A 21,316-nucleotide genomic window follows, 5' to 3' on the forward strand; every position below is an offset into this window, starting at 1 on the left:
TCGGGATTCCCCCGGGTTGGCCGTTTTGGTAAGCTAGCCGGGAAATCTCTGGGGTGAATAGATGGACCTTTTCCTGCACGAAGCGGCGGCACGGATCGGCGCGGATGACGTTCTGTCGAAGATCGACGCGCTGATGGATTGGAACTCGTTTTTGCCGATCCTGCGGCGCGGTCTGGGGCGCTCGGGGATCGGGCCTCAGGGCTATGATCCGCTGGTTCTGTTCAAGTGTCTTCTGGTTGGCCAGTGGCACGGGCTGAGCGACCCGAAGCTGGAGCGGGCCTTGAAGGTGCGGCTGGATTTCATGCTGTTCTGCGGGCTCGATCTGCACGCGTCGGTGCCGGATGAGACGACCCACTGCCGGTTCCGCAATGCGCTGGTCCGGGGTGGCGTTTACGATGAGCTGCTGGCCGAGGTCTGCCGCCAGATCGAGGCGCATGGGCTGAAGCTGAAAGAGGCTGAGGCGGCGATCATTGATGCGACCCTGATCGCGGCGGCGGCGCGCCCGCGCACCCATATCGACGCCCCGCAGGACCGGGCAGAGGACGGGGCAAGGGAAGGGACGCCGGATGATCCGCCCGAGGTCTCACCCGACGGGGCACAGCTGCATTTCAGCGCCGACCCTGATGCCCGCTGGGTCAAGAAGGGCCGCAAGAGCACGCTCGGCTACAAGGGCTTTGCCCGCTGCGACGAAGAGGGCTTTATCGACAAGGTGCACACCACGCCCGCCAATGCCGCCGAAAGCCCCGAATTCGCCACCATGATCGCGGGCGCAAAGGCGCAGCGGGTGCTGGCCGACAAGGCCTATGCGAGCAAGGCCAACCGCCAGATGCTGCGCGGCAAATACCGCGACGGCATCCTGCGCAAGGCAGCGCGCGGCCGCCCCCTGCGGCAATCGGAGAAACGCTTCAACCGGCTGATTTCGAAACGCCGCTTCCGCATCGAGCAGACTTTCGGCACGATGAAACGCCTCTTCGGCCTGCAGCGGGCGAGATATTTCGGGCGCGCCAGGGTGCATGCCCAGATGGTCATGGCCGCCATCGCGCAAAACCTGCTCAAGGCCGCAAACAGGATCACCCTCAACCCGCAAACCCCCGCAATCGCATAGCCCCAAACCCCGCCACCCGTCTGTCCGCCGGACCCGCAGGGGCGCAAGGTGGGCGGCCGAAATCTTGCTTCAACCGAAAGCCATGGCCTCATGCAGAGGTCTTTTACATTGAAGTTATCGTATGTTTGAGTCTGGGATTGGCCCTATGGAAATGATCCAAAACAGTTATCGCGGTTTGTCGCTTTTGATTGATATCAATTGGGATCGTTTGTTGTATCTGGCCACAATTATTGGTGCGTTGTGAGAGGTGGTCGCGGAAATTCGGACCAGTTGTTAAGGTGGATCGACTTATGAGAAAGACGATTCAAAATGACGAAACGAAAGAACCATTCTCCCGAATTCAAAGCCCGCGTTGCGCTTGAAGCAATCCGCGAGGAAATGACGATGGCGGAGCTGTCGAAGAAGTATGGTGTGCATCCAACCCAGATTGGCACATGGAAACGAGCAGCGATTGAAAACATGGCCACGGCATTTTCCAGACGGGGCCGTGATCCTGATCGGGTTGATGAAGCCCAGATTGAGAAGCTGCACTCCAAGATTGGTCAGCTGGTCGTGGAACGGGATTTTTTAGCCAACGCCTCGCAACAGTTGCTCGGGAAGCGAGGCAAAAAATGGTGAGCCGTGAGCATGATCTGAGTGTGCGACGACAATGCGGGCTACTTTCTCTGGCGCGCTCGAACCTGTATTACCAGCCAAAAGGCGAAAGTGCTGAAAATTTGCGGTTCATGACAATAATCGACAAGCAATTCTTGCAGACGCCGTGGTATGGATCACGGCAAATGGCCCGGCACATGCAGCGCCAAGGTTACAAGTGTGGTCGCCACAGGGTCCGCCGTTTGATGCGGCTGATGCGGTTGGTTCCGATCTACCAGACGCCCAACACGAGCAAGAAACATCCGCAGCATAAGATCTACCCGTATCTGCTGCGAGACCTGACGATTGATCGTCCAAACCATGTGTGGTGCGTAGATATCACCTACATTCCGATGCAGCGCGGGTTCCTCTATTTGGTCGCGATCATGGACTGGCACAGCCGCAAGGTTTTGAGCTGGAGATTGTCAAACAGCATGGAGGCAGATTTTTGCGTTGAAGCCCTGAAAGAGGCTATGGCCAAATACGGCAAGCCCGATATCATGAACAGCGACCAGGGCAGCCAGTTCACCGGGTTTGAATGGACGCAGGCGCTGAAAGAAGCCGACGTGAAAATCTCGATGGATGGCAAAGGTCGCTGGGTCGATAACCGGATGATCGAGCGGCTTTGGCGATCCTTGAAATACGAATGCATTTACCTCAACGCATTTGAAACGGGTTCGCAGACCCGCGCCGGGATCGGGAAATGGTTGGCTTACTACAACACCGAGCGCCCGCATTCCACCCACGGAATATTGACCCCGGATGAAGCCTATGACAGAAAAACAAAACCAATGAGTTTGGCAGCCTAAATGAAACCCTGATCCATCTTAAACTGGCTGCTGACTGGTCAAAAAAGTGGGACCACCTCTGTGGGGCGGTGCATTTTTCGGCTCTCTCGCGCTTAATTGACTTTTCCTACCCAAAACTGCATTTATGATAATCGAATGGTTTAGTTTATTCGGTTCAATGGTATTTGGCCTTTTGACAAGCCATTAGCGACCCGTTAGCTAGGTATCAGGGATATCTAAACGGATTGGGTTTCATGACCGATATAAAAGCCGGTAGAGCAGTGACATATAATGCAGTTAAAGCAGTGATTTGTCGTGTTTCACTAATATTATTTTTAGCATTATCAATGACATATGTTGCCTTGCCCAATGCGGCGCAAGCGCAATCATACCGATTTAACCAAGTCAAGATCGAGGGAAACCAGCGGATCGAACCCGCTACCATCCTGACTTATGCAGGAATCGCCCGCGGAGAAACGGTGTCGGCGGCGCAGTTGAACGACGCTTATCAGCGGATTTTGAACAGTGGATTGTTTGAATCCGTTTCGGTCGAGCCGCGTGGTGGCACACTGGTGATCACGGTGAAGGAATTCCCGACAATCAACAGGATCAGTTTTGAAGGCAACAAGCGGTTGAAAGATGCCGATCTGGCACAAATTGTCCAATCCCAGTCCCGCCATGTCTATAGCCCTTCGACGGCCGAGGCCGATGCGGCTGTACTGACCGAGGCATACAGCCAGCAGGGACGTTATTCGGCAACTGTAACGCCCAAGATTATCCGCCGATCGGAAAACCGGGTCGATCTGGTCTTTGAAATTGTCGAAGGCAAGGTTGTCGAGATCGAGCGCCTCAGCTTTGTTGGCAACCGCGCGTATTCGGATCGCCGTCTGCGGCGTGTTCTGGAAACCAAACAGGCCGGTATCTTCCGGGCTATTATCCAGAAAGATACATTCATTGCCGATCGTGTTGAATTCGACAAACAGGTCCTGCGCGATTTCTACTTGTCGCGCGGTTATTTTGATTTTCGCGTACTATCGGTAAATTCGGAAATTGCCCGTGAACGGAACGGCTTTTTCCTGACCTTTAATGTGCGCGAAGGGCAGCGTTTCAAATTCGGCGAAATATCAGCCGTTAGCGACCTTCCCGAGGTGGACGCAGAAGAATTCATGCGTGCGGTCAAGATCAAATCGGGCAAGACATATACACCGGTTGCCGTTGAAACCACGATTGCCCGGATGGAACGCCTTGCTATTCAGAAAGGGTTGAATTTCATTCGGGTCGAGCCGCGCGTGACCCGCAATGATCGCGATCTGACACTGGATATCGAATTCGTCATCAGCCGCGGCCCGCGCGTCTTTGTCGAGCGCATCGACATCGAGGGCAATGCAACAACACTGGACCGGGTTATTCGCCGCCAGTTCAAAGTGGTCGAGGGTGACCCCTTCAACCCGCGCCAGATCCGCGAAGCGGCAGAGCGCATCCGAAACCTCGGGTTCTTTAGTAAAGCGGATGTAAACGCCCGCGAGGGGACGGGGCCGGATCAGGTCATTGTGGATGTAAATGTTGCCGAACAACCGACGGGCAGCCTTGACCTTGGGGCGTCTTATGGCACCGATGGTGGACTCGGGTTTAACATTGGTTTTCAGGAAAGCAATTTTCTGGGCCGCGGGCAAAGCTTCGATTTTTCATTGAATACAGCAAGCGAAACAAACTCGGTTGGGTTCAGATTTGTTGAACCGGCGCTGTTGGGACGTAACGTGCGCCTAAGGTTTAGCGGCAACTACGCAACAACCCAAGGGTTCAATTCAACATTTGATACCCGCAAGGCCAGTTTCGGTATCGGGCTTGAATTCCCGATTAGTGAAAATGGCCGGCTTGAGCTGCGCTATAGAATTGGTACCGACAAGATTTTCAATCTGGCGACACCGGTTGCGCCCCTGATCATATCCCCAATTCTACAGGCCGAAGAAGCCGAAGGAACAGTCGTAACCAGCCAGTTGGGCTATGGATTTAGCTACGACACACGCCGCACGGGGTTGAACCCCAATGCCGGTATTGTACTGCGGTTTGGTCAGGACTTTGCCGGACTGGGTGGAGATTCCCAATTTATCAAGACGACAGCACTGGTTGGGGCAGAAACCAAGGTCTATAACGAAGAGGTGACTCTGCGGGCTGTATTTGAAGGTGGGGCGATTGCATCGCTATCCGGAACAAACAGCCGAGTAAACAATAGGTTCTTCTTGAACGGTGCAAAAATGCGCGGGTTTGAATCCCTTGGGATAGGACCGCGTAATGGCAATGACATCAATGGAAACGCCTTGGGTGGCAATATGTTTGCAGTGGCCCGGTTCGACGCCGAATTCCCGCTGGGTCTTCCCGAAGAATACGGCATCAAAGGCGGTTTGTTTTTGGATGTCGGATCGGTATGGGGGCTGGATAATACTTATGGGTCCGGCGTCGATGATACCTTGCACTGGCGCTCCTCTATCGGGTTCTCGATTCTGTGGACCACAGGTATTGGACCGTTGCGGTTCAATTTCTCTAAAGCATTGCAAAAAGAGGATTACGACCGCGACCGTTCGTTCGAGCTGACGATCCAGACCAAATTCTGATATGACGTTGCGCGGGTTCATTCTGGCGGTGCTGTTTGTGACAGGGCTGGGGCTGGGATGGTCCGGGCAGGGGGCTGCGCAGACGGTATCAGACTCTCCACAAGCGATCCTTACGATTGATCCAGAGCGCCTGTTTGCTGACTCGTTGTTTGGGGAAAGGGTCGTTGCCGAAATTGCGGCTGACACAGAAGCGCTGCAAAAAGAGTTCCAGCGGCTGGAAGCAGATTTGACCGCCGAGGAAAAAGACATCACCGAAAAACGGGCCACAATGGCGCCCGATGATTTCCGGATTTTAGCGGATGCTTTTGACGCGAAGGTTCAGGAAATCCGACGGGAACAAGACGCAAAAGCGCGTGAGCTTGAGAGCCGACTGGATCAGGAACGGGCGGCGTTTCTGAATCTGGTTCTGCCGATATTGGGCGAGTTGATGAATGAACGTGGCGCTGCGATAGTTCTGGATCACCGGATGGTTTTTGCGGTGGCCAGTGGTGTCGATATTACCGACGAGGCTTTGCAGCGGATCGACGCCACATTGGGCGATGGTAAAACGCAGGATACAACACCACAAGAATAGCATCAGGGAACCTCTGTAAATTCCCGTTTTCGCCTTCTTCGCGGCGGGGTGGACGGTTTTTCGCCTGTCCCGCCTGATTGCTTCGGATCATAAACCCATTTTCACCGGTTTCAAGCCGGTTTTGGGTATTTCAGGCACACCTCACCCCATGAACCCTTATCCCGGCGCCGCCAGGCCGCATTCGAACTGGACGAAGCGCTTCATGTTGTAGACCAGGTTCATCATCCCGATGCGAAATCGCGCCCGCTTCAGGCCGATGGAGCGGATCAGCTTGCCGCCCATGGAGCGCTCCTGAAAAGCGAATACATGCTCGACCCGGACCCGCACTTTCGAGCGCCTCCGGTTGGCCTTTTGCTGGCGCTCGCCAAGCGGCTTGCCGCGCCTGCCCTTGTGATGGATATGGCTGTGAAGCCCCCGCTCTTCCAGCTCGCTTTCGATCTTTTGCGAGCGATAGGCGCTGTCGGCCCACAGGTCCGATGAGGTGTTGCTCGCATCAATCAGACCGGCAAGCGCCTGGCTGTCATGCACGGCGGCATCGGTGACATCATAAGCGCGGATGAATTTGTGCCGCCGGTCGACATTGATGTGGTTCTTGTAGCCGTAATAGCTCTTGCCGTGCTTCTTCGTCCAGCGCGCATCCACGTCCTTCTGGCGCTTCTTGTGGGGTTTTTCCTCCCACTCTTCAGGCGTTTCGCCCGCCTTGATTTTCTCGTTCTCGTCCCTTTTGTTGTGCTGGCGCGGCGCCGGAACGATGCTCGCATCAACAATCTGCCCGCCCATCGCCAGATAGCCCTTTTCGCGCAGAAAGGCATCGAACTTGTCAAACAGCTCCTTCATCTTCCCGGCCTCGGCCAGCCTTTCACGGTAGGCCCAGATGGTCTTGGCGTCAGGTACGCTGTCTTCAATGCCAAGGCCGAGAAACCGCATGAACGACAGGCGGTCGCGGATCTGATACTCGATCTGATCGTCAGAGAGGTTGTAGAGCTGCTGCAAAACCATCGTCTTGAATATCAGCACCTCATCCCAAGGCGGGCGGCCAGCGTTGGATTTGCGCTGTTCGGGCGGCGTGCGCCATATGGCCTTCAGCTCGTCCCGGTAATCCTCGAACGGCACCATGTCGTTGAGCAACACCAGCGGATCACCAGATTTGTCCAGTCCCGCGTATCGGCTGGAAAGATCAAAAAATCCCATCTGACCCATGACAAAACCCCGTCGGTCGAATCATTTTCATCCTGATGACGATTCTACCCCGTCAGGCCGGATTTTGGGGGATTTTTAGAGGTTCCCTCCTAATGAGTAGCCCTTATTCATTATTAAATTGGGGCTGACCCAGATAACTACTTCAAGTAACGCTTAACCCATTGTCTTAGCTGCAATAACTGAGCTGAAGGGTCACTGTTGTTGAAACGCCACTCGCATTCCTTCAAATATAGCCCAAATTGGGCCTTGGGGACACCGTTAAATCGGCGCATGTGGCGCTTGGCTTGGTTCCAGAAATTCTCGATGCCATTGATGTGGTTGTGACGGTCTGCAAAGAGCTTGGAATGGTTGATGCGAAAGTGGTGGAAGTCTGACACATCCAGCACATTATAACCGCGCCAACAATCGGAATAGACGATGGAATCCGGCACGACTTTGCGCTCTATGATCGGGATCAGAGTGGCGGATTTGGCGTCCGGGATGATCTTGGTGTAAACCTTCCCACCCCTTTTTAATATACCAAAAACGGGAATTTTACCTGCCGCACCACGCCCGCGTTTACCTTTGCGTTTGCCGCCAAAGTAGCTTTCGTCCACTTCTATTTCTCCGCCGAACATAGCTTGGCTTTCCGCCTCCAGCTCATAGGCGATTATCTCGCGCAGGCGTAGAAAATAAAACGCTGCGGTCTTGCGGTTTACACCACACAAACTGGCTGCTGTTCGTGCTGTCGATCCCGAAACAAAATGCTCCGTAAGACGGTCTTGCTTGTAGTGGCTCAGGCGACTCTTTCTCATGCTTCCCATCATAACCTCTTTTTAGGTTATCTGGGTCAGCCCCATTAAATTTATTAAGGGATGTTTAGAATGAAAAAACTGGCAATTTTCACGACTGTGCTTTTTTCCTCGTCTCAAGTATTCGCTGGCAACCTTGTAGAACCGATGATGGAACCGGAGGTCGTCGAAGCGGCCACTGGCAGTTCCGGCGGGGCGATGCTTGTTCCGATCCTGCTGATTGTGCTGATGGCGGCTGTGATTGCAAGCGGGGGCGGTGATAATGCTCCACTGCCTGCGAATGGTGCTGTAAATTAATCTGGGTTGTGTCTCGAAAGTGGTGGAAATTGATTTCAGGCACCTCCGAGCGGGTTGAGTTATGCGCCGGTCAGGCGGCTTGGTCAAGGGTTGCGTCGGCGACGGGCTGAGCGAGCGTTTCCCAGCCATCGACCTTTCGCATGACGATCTGCCCCGAGGCCATCAGAGCCCAAAGCAGCATCGGCACGGTCTCGGCGCATGGCAGCACGGTCTGGGTCTTGATGCGGCGGCGGAATTCCTCGTTCAGGCGTTCGATCGCATTTGTCGTTCTGGCCGATTTCCACTGGCCTTGTGGCAGACGCGTGAAGGTGAAAAGCTTATCTCCTGCTTCTTCCAAGCTGTCAGCGACGGCCTTGCATTTCAGCCGCCATTTTCGCAGAAATGCCTTGCGGCGGGTGGCGATTTCCTCGGGTGTTTTGGCGTAGATCATGTCGCGGTAATCTTCTGTCAACTCATCATGCATACGCTTGGGTGCCTTGGCCAGAAGGTTGCGGTGCTTGTGCACCGTGCACCTCTGGATCGGCAGATCTTCACCCCAGAGGGCAATGAGAGCGACCTCAAGTCCCGGTGCCCCGTCCACGATGACAAATTCGGGCCGTTTCAACCCGCGCGCATCCAGATCGTTGATGAACTGACGCTAGGCGGAGGTGCTTTCGCCGCCCATGTTCATCAGTGATAACAAGACCTTCTGCCCATCCCGGCGCACGCCAATCGCGGCCAGAACCGAGATATTGGTGGCCTTCCTGTCAATCCGCGTTTTGATCACGGTGCCGTCCAGGATCAGCCGCACGATGTCTTCATCCGCAAGGCTGCGGGCGCACCACGCCTGCCAGTCCACCTTCACCTTGCGCCAGGCGCGGCTCACCACATCCTTGCTGACCGCCCCCTGAAACAGGCCGAACAGGGCGCGTTTTACCCGCCGTGTGTTGGTGCCCGAAAGGTAGACAGCAGCGATCAGCGCCTCGGCCTTCTTCGTCAGCCGCTGGTAGCGGGGCAATGCCTTCGAGCGCCATTCTCTGGCCTTGCCGGCCTCGCCTGTGATCCGCGCACGCGGCACGCGCACCGTTTCGGTTCCAAATGTTCCGACCAGTTGCCGCTCGCGATGCCCGTGGCGGTATCCGGCCTTTGCCCCGCCGCTGCGGCCATACCGGCAACGGCCCAGAAACTGCTCCAGCTCCTCTTCGAAAACCGCCTCGATCGTCGCGCGGATGTTCTGGCGCAGCCGGTCTTCAATCGGGTCATAGCCTGCTTCATTGGCCAGTAGCGCGGATGTCGATGTTGCTGTATTCTTTGTCATGGCGTGATCTCCTTGGCGGTTCCAGCCGCCGGTTGGGTGGCTTCGATGCACCCGGAGATTACGCCGTCCTCGAATTTCCACCAAACTCGCGACACTACCACCTTGTCGAACCAATGATGGAGCCTGAAGTTGTCGAAGCGGCCACCGGCAGTTCCGGTGGGGCGATGCTTGTTCCGATCCTGATGCTTGTGCTTATGGCAGCAGTTGTTGCCAGCGGCGGCGGTGGTGGTGGTGGCTACGTGCCCGGAGGGAATGATTTATAAGCAATCACAAATTAGAGCAACTAAATGTAACTGCACAAAGGCTCGGAGAAATTTTTCCGGGCCTTTGTTTAACCGCACAAAAAAAACGCCAGCGCGAAGCTGGCGTTAAGTTATTGAGGCAGGTTTCATACAGGCAAGAAACCTATCGAGCAGTGATTACTTTATACGCAATCTCTTGCCACCCGCCAAGCTAAAAGTTTGAATTGGTTGCATTTGCCCGTTACCATCAACCGTAACGAAACAAGGCGCGTGAAGGATTGTTGCCAAAATGAGATCAATAAATTTCGCGTGGCTAAGGCAAATTGCCTGCACCGCCAGCCTGATTCTGTCCGCAGGATTCGCGCAGGCCGAACCGCAGCATGGCATAGCTATGTATGGCTCCCCTGCTCTACCACATGATTTTGTGTCCCTACCCTACGCCAACCCGGATGCGCCCAAAGGCGGGCGGATTATTCTGGGCGAGGTCGGCAGCTTTGATTCCCTGAACCCCTTCATCCTGAAGGGCCGTGTACCATGGCAATTTCGCTATCTGGGATACGAGAGTTTGATGGGTCGAAATTGGGACGAACCCTTCTCGCTTTACGGTCTTTTGGCCGAATCGATTGATGTCGGGCCGAATCGCCAATGGGTCGAATTCACCCTGCGCCCCGAGGCAAAGTTCTCGGATGGCAGCCCAGTCACCATCGAGGATGTGATGTGGTCCTATGAAACACTCGGCACCAAAGGGCACCCGAAATATCTGGGGGCCTGGCAAAAGGTTGCAAAGATGGAGCAAACCGGCGAGCGCAAGATCCGCTTTACCTTCAACACCGATGACCGGGAGTTGGCGCTGATCATCGGCATGCGCCCGATCCTGAAAAAATCGCAATATGAAGACAAGGATTTTGCCGCATCGTCCCTTGAGGCGCCGATCGGCACCGGCCCCTATGTGGTGGATGATCTGGAACAGGGCCGCTATCTGGTTCTGAAACGCAATCCCGACTATTGGGGCAAGGATCTGCCATTTCGTCGCGGCACCCACAACTTCGACGAAATCCGCATGGAGTTTTTCACCGACGCCAACGTCCTTTTCGAGGCATTCAAAGCCGGTGAAATCGATGTCATGCGCGAAGGCAACGCCGGAAAATGGGAAACACTGTATGATTTTCCCGCCATGCGCGCGGGCGAAGTTGTCAAATCCGAAATCCCGCACCAGCGCCCTACCGGCCTGAAGGGGCTGGTGATGAATACCCGCAACCCGATCTTTGCCGACTTGCGTGTACGGCAAGCGATGATACAGGCGTTCAACTATGAATTCATCAGCCAGACGGTGAACGGCCGCGCCGCGCCGCGCATCAAATCCTATTTCGACAATTCAGAACTGGCGATGAAACCCGGCCCCGCCAAGGGCCACGTAGCAGAATTGCTGGCCCCATATGCCGAGCAACTTCCCCCCGACACGATTGAGGGCTACACCCTGCCCGTCTCGAATGGATCGGAACGCAATCGCAAGAACTTCCGCAAGGCCATGGCCCTGCTGGCGCAGGCCGGATGGGATGTTGAAAATGGCGTGATGCAAAACAGCGCGGGTCAGCCTTTTGCCTTTGAAATTGTGCTGAAACAGGGATCGTCCGAAGTTCGCAGCATTGTTGACCTCTATGTCGAGGCATTGAAACGGCTGGGAATGCAGCCCACTGTCACAGTGATCGACAAGGCCCAGTACAAGGAACGCACAAACGCCTATGATTTCGACATGGCGTTCTATGCCCGTGGCGCGTCGCTGTCACCGGGAAATGAGCAGATGCTTTATTGGGGCGCTGATGGTGTCACCCGCCCGGGCACCCGCAACTGGATGGGGATGAACTCACCCGCTGCCGAGGCGATGATCAACGCCATGCTGAACGCCCGGGATCGGGAAGAACTTGGCATCGCCGCCCATGCGCTGGACCGGATACTAACGGCGGGGCGCTATGTGATCCCGATCTGGGCCGACGGGCCATCGCGCATTGCACATAAAAGCTACTTGCATTATCCGGCGGAACATCTGCCGATCTATGGCGACTGGATCGGCTTTATGCCGGATGTCTGGTGGTCTGAAAAGGAAAACTGAACATGACAAAAACAATCTTGTTACTTGCAGTCCTAACTCTCGCAGCCTGTGCAACAGTCGAAGGATTGGGGCGTGATATCTCCGCTGGCGCACGCAAAGTTAACAATGCTCTGTAATACAGCGGCCGTTTCACATTTTGGTTTGCACATTAATGTGAATTGAAAATCGATCGTAATAGTTTACCCAAGTTCCCTAAACGCCAAGCAATGCTTTGTGGTGTTGCAAATTATACGAGGGAGCCAAAATGATGTTACGAATTGTACTGATGGTTACTGCACTGGGTTTATCGGCTTGTTCTGCCCCCGGTTATACTGACGAAAATGGCGATCGAATTCACGGCATGTAGCAAACAGCTAAAAGCTGCCTATGAGACGTAGTTGTTGCAATTAAGCGGTTCATTTTGCGGTATGAATATAATTGCCCTTTGTACCGGAAATTCGGCGCGCTCGATTCTACTGGAAAGCATCCTGAACCACACAAGCGGCGGCCGCGTGATGGCCTATTCCACTAGATTGCATACAGGATTGTGAACAGGCGTTCAGGTCACTTATGATAGCCTGCCCCGACAGGCGGAGCGGGTTCTGGCGCTGCTGCTGGACGGGATGGGATAATACAGCTCTGCAATCGGCGCTGGATAAAATCGGGCGGGATTGAATGAAACAAAAATTGCTGGCGGAATTTATTGGCACCGCAATGTTGCTGATCGGCGTTGTCGGCTCGGGTATCATGGCCGAAAATATGTCGGGCGGAAATGACGGTATTGCCCTGCTGGCCAACGCGATTGCCACCGGCGCTATGCTCTATGGAGCTATGCCCAAAAGTTGGTGACGCAGTAATCAGGCGGCATGTTTTTCCTGCTTGATCCCGTCCTTAAATTCAACCCCTTCGATGATTTCCGGCAATCGGAATGCGCCGTCGAGTTTACGCCATTTCTTCTTTGCCGACATCATCAGGCGGAAGGTCATTGCCAAGGCGGTCTTGCGCCCGAGGCAGCCTTTGGTCTTCTTCGTTCGGTGCCGCACGGTGGCAAATATGCTTTCGATGGGGTTGGATGTGCGGATGTGTTTCCAGTGCTCGGCAGGGAAGTCGTAGAAGGTCAGCAGCACGTCCCGGTCCTTGGTCAGCTTCCCCACGGCACGCTCGTATTTCACGCCATAGGCTTCGATGAAGAAATTGAACGCGGCCTCGGCGTCCCGTTTGTTCTCGGCCATCCAGATGTCCTGTAGATGGCCCTTGGCTTTGGCTTGCAGCGACTTCGGCATGGCATTCAGGACGTTGCCGGTTTTATGCACCCAGCAGCGCTGCTCCCGGGTCTCACCGAACACCTCCCGCAAGGCGTTCCAGAAGCCGAGCGCGCCATCACCAACGGCCAGATCAGGGGCTTTTCTGAGGCCACGACGTTGCAAGTCCAGCAGCAGTTCACGCCAGCTCTGGCTGCTTTCTCGATACCCGTCCACGAGGCCCAGAACATCCTTGTTACCCCACTCGTCCGCGCCGATGATCACCAGCATGCATTGCTTGTCAGCATCCGTGCGCGGCTTGAAATAAACCCCGTCGGCCCAGAAATACACATAGCGTTTGGCCGACAGGTCACGCCGGTTCCAACGCTCGTATTCTGCCCACCACTCCGCCTTCAGGCGCGAAATCGTGCTCGATGTCAAACCACCCGCATCAGGCCCCAGAAGGGCCGCCAGTGCTTCGCCGAAATCACCCGTGGAAATACCTTTGAGATAGAGCCAGGGCAACAACTCCTCGACCGACTTTGCCCGGCGCAGATACGGCGGCAGAAGCGTCGAGGTGAACCTGATCTTCTCCGCCCCCGTGCCACGATCACGCACCCGAGGCACATTCACCGGGACAGGGCCGATCCCCGTCATCACCTCGCGCTCCGGCAGGTATCCGTGGCGAACAAGGCGCTGGCGACCGGCCGAATCCCTCAAATGCGCGTGTTGCGCCATCAGATCACAAACCTCGGCCTCGACCGCCTGTGCCAACAGATCCCGCGCGCCTTTGCGCAAGATATCCGTCAGCGGATCAGGTGAAATTCCGGCTGGATCGGTAAACTCCAAAATAGTATCGTCTTCCATGTGGCATATCCTTTTCTCTCTGAGAATCGCGGCGCGTCAACACCGCCATGATATGCCACCCAATCACCCCATCACCAACTTTCGGGCATTACTCTGCTCTATGTGCTGATCACCACCCTTGGCCCCGTCTCCGGCGCCCACTTCAACCCCGCCGTGACGCTCGCCTTCGCCCTGCGTCGCGAACATCCGCCCGGGCAAATCCTGCCCTATGTGGTGGTGCAAATCATCGGTGGCATCCTTGGCGTCTGGTTCACCCACATCATGTTCGACCTGCCAATCCTGCAAACCTCGACCCACGCCCGCACCGGCATCCCGCTCTGGAGCAGCGAAATTTTTGCCACTTTCGGCCTGCTGTTCGTAATATTCGGTGGCATCAAACACAAACCCGATACCGTCCCGACCCTTGTTGCGCTTTATATAACCGGTGCTTACTGGTTTACCTCGTCCACCAGTTTCGCCAACCCCGCCGTCACCATCGCCCGCAGCCATTCGGACACATTCGCAGGCATTTACCCCGCCCATATGCCGATGTTCATCGTGATGCAGCTGATCGGTGTCGCCGCCGCGTCCTTGATCCTGCCCCAACTGTTCAAAGACCAAACCTGAGCCCTTCTTCTTGCCTTAAATACCTGTCTTGCCAAAAACACACGCTGCCCCTAGCAAGGTGCGCATGACCTCGATCTTTGATAATGGCGCCCCCGCGCCCTGCCCCGCCCCCTTCAATCTGGCGCAATATGTGCTGTCGCTTGCCCCTGCTCTGGGCGACAAATGTGCCCTGTCGGTTTTACACGCCGACCACACCGACGACTGGACCTATGCCCGCTTTGAAGCCGCCGTGCGCGGCACCGCAACCGGCCTGTTACAACAGGGGTTAAAACCGGGTGATCGCATATTGATGCGGCTTGGCAATACCGTGGAATTCCCGATTCTGTTTCTGGCCGCCATCACCGCCGGACTGGTGCCCGTGCCCACGTCGTCACAACTGACCACGCCTGAAATCACCGCGATCAGCGCAGAAATCACCCCCGCCCTTATCGTGGCGGACAGTGGCATTGCCCTGCCCGATCCCCTGCTCTGCCCCGTGATCACCGCGCAGGATTTGCACAGCTTTCACCACCTGCCCCCCGCCTTTTTTGCCGAGGGCGATCCGAACCGCCTTTCCTATATCATCTACACCTCCGGCACCTCTGGCATCCCGCGCGCGGTGTGCCATGCCCATCGCGCGATCTGGGCACGGCGGATGATGTTCAAAGGCTGGTACGGGCTGACCGCGCATGACCGGATGATGCACGCGGGTGCCTTCAACTGGACCTATACGCTTGGCACCGGCCTGATGGATCCACTGTCGATCGGTGCAACCGCCCTGATCCCCGCCGCCGGAACAAAACCCGCCGATCTGCCCGCGCTGATCGCCCGCCACCGCGCCACCATCTTTGCCGCCGCCCCCGGTGTGTATCGTCAAATGCTGAAACACCCGCTGCCGCCCCTTCCCGACCTGCGCCACGGGTTGTCCGCCGGTGAAAAACTGCCCGAAACCATCCGCAATCGCTGGAATGACGCCACCGGCAAGATGTTGTTCGAGGCTTACGGCATGTCCGAATGTTCCACCTTCATTTCCGGCAGCCCCGACCACCCAGCGCCCCATGGTGCATCCGGTTTTCCGCAACAGGGCCGCCGCGTGGCAGTGCTGGATCAGGATGGCCAGCCGGTGCCTTTTGATAGCGCAGGCACTCTTGCCGTTCACCGTAATGACCCGGGCTTGATGCTGGGCTATCTGGATGCTGAAACAGAAACAAAGGATCGATACGTCGGTGACTGGTTCCTGACCGGCGACAGTTGCAGCATGGCTTCTGACGGGGCTATCACCTATCTGGGCCGCACGGACGACATGATGAACGCTGGCGGCTATCGTGTGTCCCCGCTGGAAGTGGAACACGCCCTTGCCACCCATCCAGCCATCGCTGAGGTCGCCGCTGTCGAGGTCACCGTCAAGGCCGACACCACGGTGATTGCCGCCTTTTATACCTCCGACACACCTCTGGACGACACCGTATTAATCGATTACGCCAAGGACAGACTGGCGCGTTACAAAACCCCCCGCATATATATCCGGGTTGCCTCGCTTCCCAAAGGGGCCAACGGCAAATTGCTGCGCCGCCAATTGCGCGAAACATACGAGAAACAGACATGATCAAGCTTGATATCATATCCGATCCGATTTGCCCGTGGTGCTATATCGGCAAGGCCAATCTGGACCGCGCGCTGGCCGCGCATCCGGATCATCCCTTTATGATCGAATGGCATCCGTTCCAGTTGAACCCCGATATGCCCCCGCAGGGCATGGACCGACGCGAATATCTGGAACTGAAATTCGGCGGCAAGGAAGCGGCCATCAAGGTCTACGCAGAAATCGCGCAAAAGGCCGAGGAAGCGGGGCTGGAAATCGACTTTGCCGCAATCAAACGCACACCGAACACCATCAACGCGCATCGCCTGATCCATTGGGCGGGGATCGAAGGCGTACAGACATTCGTGGTATCGGCCCTGTTTCGCGCCTATTTTGTCGAGGGGCGCGATATCGGATCAAACGATGTGTTGTGCAACATCGCCGATGCTTCGGGCATGGATGCCGACATGGTGGAACGCCTGCTGAAGTCAGATGCAGATGTCGAATACATCCGCAACAAAGATGCCGAGGCCCGCGAACGCGGTGTGCGTGGTGTGCCGACCTTTATTGTTGCCAATGAATCTGTGCTGACCGGTGCGCAACCGGCAGACCTGTGGGGACAGGTGATTGTCGAGATTAACGAACAACTTGAAAATGACAACCCGCCGGAATCTTGATCTGAAATGAACACCCCCACTCCCCCTTAAGCAAACGCGAGTTCATCGTCCTGATGGGCATGACCTCGGCCTCGATCGCCTTTTCAATTGACGCGATGCTGCCGTCCCTGCCGGAAATCGGTCAGGCGTTGACACCGGATGCGATCAACCGCGCGCAATTGGTTTTGACCAGCTTTGTGTTGGGCATGGGGATTGGTACATTTTTCACCGGCCCGTTGTCAGATGCGTTTGGACGGCGCCGCGTTCTGCTGGGCGGGTTTGCTCTCTATATGATTGGTACACTTTTGGGGATGCTGGCGGGATCACTGGAAATGCTGCTGGCGGCGCGTCTGATACAGGGGCTGGGGGCCGCCGGTCCGCGTGTGGTGGCGATGGCGGTGATCCGCGACCGGTTTTCAGGGCGGCAAATGGCACAGGTGATGTCATTCGTCATGATGGTGTTCACACTGGTGCCCGCCTTTGCCCCCAGCATGGGGGCGGGCATTATCCTGTTGGTTGGCTGGCGTGGCTTGTTCGGGGCCTTTGTGGTGTTCGCGATTATCAACAGCCTGTGGTTCGGCCTGCGCCAACCCGAAACATTGCTGCCGGAAAACCGGCGCGAATTTCGCCCAGCCAAGCTGTGGGAAGGTGTGAAAGAGGTTCTGGCCAACCACACCGTGCGCACCACGATCATGGTGCAGACGATGATCTTCGGCTCTTTGTTCGGGATGCTTTCCAGCACCCAGCAGGTGTTCGATATCACCTTTGGTCAGGGTGCGAATTTCCCGCTGTGGTTTGGCGGGATTGCTTTGTTTGCGGGGACAGCAAGTGTAGTGAACGCGACGTTTGTGGTGCGGCTGGGGATGAGACGGATTATCCGCGTGACCCTGATCGTGCAAATCCTGATATCGGGGGGCTTTGCGATATTGGTCTGGTCCGGTTTGATGCCTGCCACTCTGTACTTTCCGGCCTTTTTGCTGTGGATGACTTCGGTGTTCTTCATGGCGGGCATGACCATCGGCAATCTGAACGCCATCGCGATGGAGCCGATGGGGCATATGGCCGGTATGGCGGCGTCCGTCACCAGCGCGCTGTTCACCGTTTCGGCGGTAATGATCGCAGCCCCGATCGGGCTGGCTTTTGACGGCACCCCGCTGCCGCTGGCGGTAGGAGTGTTTAGCTGTGCTTCGGTCGCACTGGCCCTGATGCAAATGATCCGGCGGGAGCCTTAAGAACATTTATGCCTCCGGCGGGGATATTTGGGGAACAGTAATGAAGGCTATTTATCCTTTCTGGCCTTCTTTTCGTTCAACAGTTTTTGTGCCAGATCGCGGGCGATGGCATAAGCGCCCTTGATTTTATCCGCCGCTTTGGCCCAGTCGCGGCGCACCACGATTTTATTGTCGCGCACCTTGGCCAGCCCGCGCTGATCCTCGATGAATTCGACCAGCCCCGCAGGCGAGGCGAATTTGTCGTTGTGGAACTGGATCGTTGCCCCTTTTGGTCCCGCATCCAGCCGCGCAATACCGGCGCGTTTGCACATTGCCTTGATCCGCACCACCAGCAGCAGCGAGTTGACTTCTTTTGGCAAGGGGCCGAAACGGTCGATCAATTCGGCGGCGAACCCTTCCAGCTCGACCTTGGTATGCAAGCCGGACAGGCGGCGATAAAGGCCAAGGCGCACATCAAGATCGGGAACGTAAGCATCCGGAATCAATACAGGAACCCCCAGATTGATCACCGGTGCCCATTTGCCGCCATCGTCCGGCATACCGATTTCGCCTGATTTGATCTTGCCGATCGCCTCTTCCAGCATCTGTTGATACAACTCGTAGCCGACTTCGCGCATCTGGCCCGATTGTTCTTCACCCAGCAGGTTCCCCGCCCCGCGAATATCCAGATCTTGCGAGGCCAGCGTAAAGCCCGCCCCCAGACTATCCAGACTGGCCAGCACCCGCAGGCGTTTTTGCGCGGTTGGCGTGAGCGGCACGCGCGGTTTGGTGGTCATATAGGCATAAGCGCGGGTTTTACTGCGGCCCACCCTGCCCCTGATCTGGTAGAGCTGCGCCAGCCCGAACATATCTGCGCGATGCACGATCATGGTGTTGGCGGTGGGAATATCCAGACCTGACTCGACAATGGTGGTGGCCAGCAGCACATCGTATTTGCCGTCATAAAAGGCGTTCATGCGGTCATCCAGCTGACCCGCCGCCATCTGGCCGTGGGCAACGACATAGGAGACCTCGGGCACATGATCCTGCAAGAATGCCTCGATTTCCGGCAAATCCTTGATCCGTGGCACCACAAAGAAGGATTGCCCGCCGCGATAATGTTCGCGCAACAGCCCTTCGCGCAGGGTGACGCCGTCAAATTCGCTAACGTAGGTGCGGATCGCCAGACGGTCCACCGGCGGGGTGCCGATGATCGACAAATCGCGCACGCCCGATAGCGACATCTGCAAGGTGCGCGGGATCGGCGTGGCGGTCAGGGTCAACACATGCACATCACTGCGCATTTCCTTTAGCCGTTCCTTGTGGGACACACCAAAGCGCTGTTCCTCGTCGATCACCAGCAGGCCAAGGTTTTTGAAGCGCACGGATTTGGCCAGCAGGGCATGGGTGCCGATGACAATATCTACTGTGCCGCGCGATATGCCTTCGCGGGTGGCGTTGGCCTCTTTTGCATTAACAAAGCGGGATAACTGCCCGACCTGTATGGGAAATCCGCGAAAGCGTTCGGCAAAGGATTTATAATGCTGACGCGCCAACAATGTGGTCGGGGCAATCACTGCCACCTGTTGACCGCACATCGCGGCGACAAAGGCCGCACGCATGGCGACTTCGGTTTTGCCAAACCCCACATCGCCGCAGATCAGCCGGTCCATCGGCTGACCCGAGGCCATATCGTTCAGAACATCCTCGATCGCCGAAAGCTGATCATCGGTTTCCTGATAGGGGAAGCGGGCGGAAAAAGCCTCCCAGGCGTGGTGCTGAGGCTCCAGAACCGTGGCTTTGCGCAAGGCGCGTTCGGCAGCAAGGCGGATCAGTTTTTCCGCCACCTCGCGGATACGATCCTTCAGTTTGGCCTTTTTCGCTTGCCACGCGCCGCCGCCCAGCTTGTCCAGCAGGCCGGTTTCATGGCCGAATTTCGACAGCAATTCGATGTTTTCCACCGGCAGGAACAACCGGTCTCCGCCAGCGTATTCCAGCGCAATACATTCATGGGGCGCACCCATCGCAGTGATGGTTTCCAGCCCCTTGTAAACCCCGACCCCGTGGTCCACATGCACGATCAGATCACCGACCGACAATCCTTGCGTTTCGGTCAGGAAGTTTTCGGCGCGGCGTTTGCGGCGGGGCGCGCGTATCAGGCGGTCGCCCAGCACGTCCTGCTCGGAAATCACCGTTACATCATTGCCGGTGAACCCGTGTTCCAGTGCCCAGACCACAAGGTTGACACCCTCTTTGACCTCGCGAATATCGCGCACCTGTTGCAGGCCGATCTGGCCCTCGTCCTCAAGCAGGCCCGATAGTCGTTCCCGCGCCCCTTCGGAATAACTGGCGACAACCACGGGCCCTTTGGGTTTCTGTGCATCAATATGATCCGACAACGCCTTGAACAGATTGACATCCTGTTGTTGACGCTCGGACGAGAAATTACGCCCGATCCGCCCGCCAGCATCAAGAACCCCCGGTCCGGGGCTTTGCGGTAGCGGGTTTAACTGGATTACCCGATGACCGGCAATCGCCGCATCCCAATCGGTATCATTCAGATAAAGCAATTGCGGCGGGCAGGGTTTGTAAACCGAATCCATCCGGTTCTTTGCCGCCATTGCCGCTTTGCGGGTGTCGTATTGATCTTCGATCGCCTCCCAGCGGGCCAGACGGGCGGCGGTGATTTGATCATCCAGCATGATCGAGGCATCGGGCAGGTAATCGAACAGCGTTTCCAGCGTTTCGTGGAAAAACGGCAGCCAGTGTTCCGCGCCCTGATGTTTGCGACCCGCGCTGATGGCTTCATACAAAGGATCATCCAGCCCCGCTGCGCCAAATTCGATGCGATAGTTCTGGCGAAAGCGCATGACAGCGGCTTCGTCCAGAATGATCTCGGACACGGGTGCCAGTTCGATTTCGCTTAGTTTTTCGGTGGTGCGCTGGGTGGCCGGATCAAAGTGGCGCGCACCATCCAGCACATCGCCAAACAGGTCCAGCCGCACAGGGCCACCCTGCCCGCCTGCGGATAGCGGCGGATAAATGTCGATGATTCCCCCCCGCACGGCGTAATCGCCCGGCTCCATCACGGTCGGGGTTTGGGAAAACCCCATACGGGTTAAAAATGCACGCAGGGCCTTTTCATCAATCCGTTCGCCCACACGGGCGCGAAAGGCGGATTGTTTCAGCACCGAACGCGCCGGGACCCGCTGGGTCGCGGCGTTCAGCGTGGTTAGCAGGATAAAAGGTGCGGGCATGCCGTGGGCCAGACCGGCCAGCGTTGCCATGCGGGCGGCGGATACATCGGGGTTGGGGGATGTACGGTCATACGGCAGACAATCCCATGACGGAAAACTCAACACCACCGCATCGGGTGCATAGAACCGCAGCGCCGATTGCATTGCCACCAGCCGTTTGTCATCGCGTGCGATATGCACCACAGGACGCCCGGCACGCAACAATTCCTGTGCCAGAAGATGGGCATCAAACCCTTCGGGCGCCCCGCCAAGGGTTATGTGGTCAGGCTGTGCCATATTGGTCTGTCCA

14 protein-coding genes and 4 pseudogenes are annotated in these 21,316 nt (G+C 56.5%); 13 read left to right on the forward strand and 5 right to left on the reverse strand.

The features are described from left to right. Positions 1-61: 61 nt before the first annotated feature. The 4 genes from ACQY4M_RS05985 (at position 62) to ACQY4M_RS06000 (ending at position 5,712) form a co-directional block, all read left to right on the forward strand. Positions 62-1,105, forward strand: coding sequence for an IS5 family transposase (locus ACQY4M_RS05985; protein WP_428539221.1), 1,044 nt, complete (start codon positions 62-64; stop codon positions 1,103-1,105). Between the two features lie 309 nt (positions 1,106-1,414). Further along, positions 1,415-2,547 (forward strand): IS3 family transposase gene (locus ACQY4M_RS05990; RefSeq protein WP_428539245.1). Its coding sequence is split into 2 segments (ribosomal slippage): positions 1,415-1,667 and positions 1,667-2,547, totalling 1,134 coding nucleotides; the frame shifts between segments, so codons are not numbered across the junction. Positions 2,548-2,780: 233 nt separating this feature from the next. Further along, positions 2,781-5,138 (forward strand): outer membrane protein assembly factor BamA, encoded by a 2,358-nt coding sequence (gene bamA / locus ACQY4M_RS05995; RefSeq protein ID WP_428542020.1) that lies wholly within the window; start codon positions 2,781-2,783, stop codon positions 5,136-5,138. 1 nt (position 5,139) lies between these two features. Next, positions 5,140-5,712 carry an OmpH family outer membrane protein gene (locus ACQY4M_RS06000; RefSeq protein ID WP_428542023.1) on the forward strand — a complete coding sequence of 191 codons (573 nt, stop codon included), beginning with the start codon at positions 5,140-5,142 and terminating at the stop codon, positions 5,710-5,712. 156 nt (positions 5,713-5,868) lie between these two features. On the opposite strand, the gene ACQY4M_RS06005 is transcribed toward ACQY4M_RS06000, so the two are convergent. Next, on the reverse strand, positions 5,869-6,912 hold the full coding sequence (locus tag ACQY4M_RS06005; RefSeq protein ID WP_428542026.1) for an IS5 family transposase: 1,044 nt from the start codon (positions 6,910-6,912) through the stop codon (positions 5,869-5,871). Positions 6,913-7,049: 137 nt separating this feature from the next. Beyond that, on the reverse strand, positions 7,050-7,706 hold the full coding sequence (locus tag ACQY4M_RS06010) for an IS1595 family transposase (RefSeq protein ID WP_428539609.1): 657 nt from the start codon (positions 7,704-7,706) through the stop codon (positions 7,050-7,052). 69 nt (positions 7,707-7,775) lie between these two features. Between ACQY4M_RS06010 and ACQY4M_RS06015 the strand changes: the two genes are divergently transcribed. Next, positions 7,776-8,000: a hypothetical protein gene (locus ACQY4M_RS06015; protein WP_428542029.1), complete on the forward strand. Its 225-nt coding sequence runs from the start codon at positions 7,776-7,778 to the stop codon at positions 7,998-8,000. 70 nt (positions 8,001-8,070) lie between these two features. Here the strand turns inward: ACQY4M_RS06015 and ACQY4M_RS06020 are convergent. Then, positions 8,071-9,297, reverse strand: a pseudogene (locus ACQY4M_RS06020) (IS256 family transposase). 113 nt (positions 9,298-9,410) lie between these two features. On the opposite strand from ACQY4M_RS06020, the gene ACQY4M_RS06025 reads away from it, so the two are divergent. The 4 genes and pseudogenes from ACQY4M_RS06025 to ACQY4M_RS06040 all read left to right on the forward strand — a co-directional run. Then, positions 9,411-9,560 (forward strand): hypothetical protein, encoded by a 150-nt coding sequence (locus tag ACQY4M_RS06025; protein ID WP_428542032.1) that lies wholly within the window; start codon positions 9,411-9,413, stop codon positions 9,558-9,560. Between the two features lie 268 nt (positions 9,561-9,828). After that, on the forward strand, positions 9,829-11,649 hold the full coding sequence (locus ACQY4M_RS06030; protein ID WP_428542035.1) for an extracellular solute-binding protein: 1,821 nt from the start codon (positions 9,829-9,831) through the stop codon (positions 11,647-11,649). 407 nt (positions 11,650-12,056) lie between these two features. Next, positions 12,057-12,155, forward strand: a pseudogene (locus tag ACQY4M_RS06035) (arsenate reductase ArsC); the annotation flags it as partial. Positions 12,156-12,303: 148 nt separating this feature from the next. Next, positions 12,304-12,453 (forward strand): annotated as a pseudogene (locus tag ACQY4M_RS06040) (aquaporin family protein); the annotation flags it as partial. A gap of 32 nt (positions 12,454-12,485) precedes the next feature. Here ACQY4M_RS06040 and ACQY4M_RS06045 read toward each other — a convergent pair. Beyond that, positions 12,486-13,736 carry an IS256 family transposase gene (locus ACQY4M_RS06045; RefSeq protein ID WP_428539230.1) on the reverse strand — a complete coding sequence of 417 codons (1,251 nt, stop codon included), beginning with the start codon at positions 13,734-13,736 and terminating at the stop codon, positions 12,486-12,488. Positions 13,737-13,829: 93 nt separating this feature from the next. Here ACQY4M_RS06045 and ACQY4M_RS06050 point away from each other — a divergent pair. The 4 genes and pseudogenes from ACQY4M_RS06050 to ACQY4M_RS06065 form a co-directional block, all read left to right on the forward strand. Further along, positions 13,830-14,342 (forward strand): annotated as a pseudogene (locus ACQY4M_RS06050) (aquaporin); the annotation flags it as partial. 64 nt (positions 14,343-14,406) lie between these two features. Further along, positions 14,407-15,927, forward strand: coding sequence for a class I adenylate-forming enzyme family protein (locus tag ACQY4M_RS06055; RefSeq protein ID WP_428542038.1), 1,521 nt, complete (start codon positions 14,407-14,409; stop codon positions 15,925-15,927). Continuing rightward, entirely contained in the window at positions 15,924-16,580 is a 657-nt protein-coding gene (locus ACQY4M_RS06060) for a DsbA family oxidoreductase (RefSeq protein WP_428542041.1), read from the forward strand. The genes ACQY4M_RS06055 and ACQY4M_RS06060 overlap by 4 nt, the downstream gene beginning before the upstream one ends. Positions 16,581-16,639: 59 nt before the next feature. Further along, positions 16,640-17,791, forward strand: coding sequence for a multidrug effflux MFS transporter (locus ACQY4M_RS06065; RefSeq protein WP_428542044.1), 1,152 nt, complete (start codon positions 16,640-16,642; stop codon positions 17,789-17,791). 47 nt (positions 17,792-17,838) lie between these two features. Here the strand turns inward: ACQY4M_RS06065 and mfd are convergent, their stop codons facing one another. Beyond that, positions 17,839-21,303 (reverse strand): transcription-repair coupling factor, encoded by a 3,465-nt coding sequence (gene mfd, locus ACQY4M_RS06070; RefSeq protein ID WP_428542047.1) that lies wholly within the window; start codon positions 21,301-21,303, stop codon positions 17,839-17,841. Positions 21,304-21,316 lie beyond the last annotated feature (13 nt).

This window comes from Profundibacter sp., from assembly GCF_965277155.1.
Taxonomy (GTDB): domain Bacteria; phylum Pseudomonadota; class Alphaproteobacteria; order Rhodobacterales; family Rhodobacteraceae; genus Profundibacter.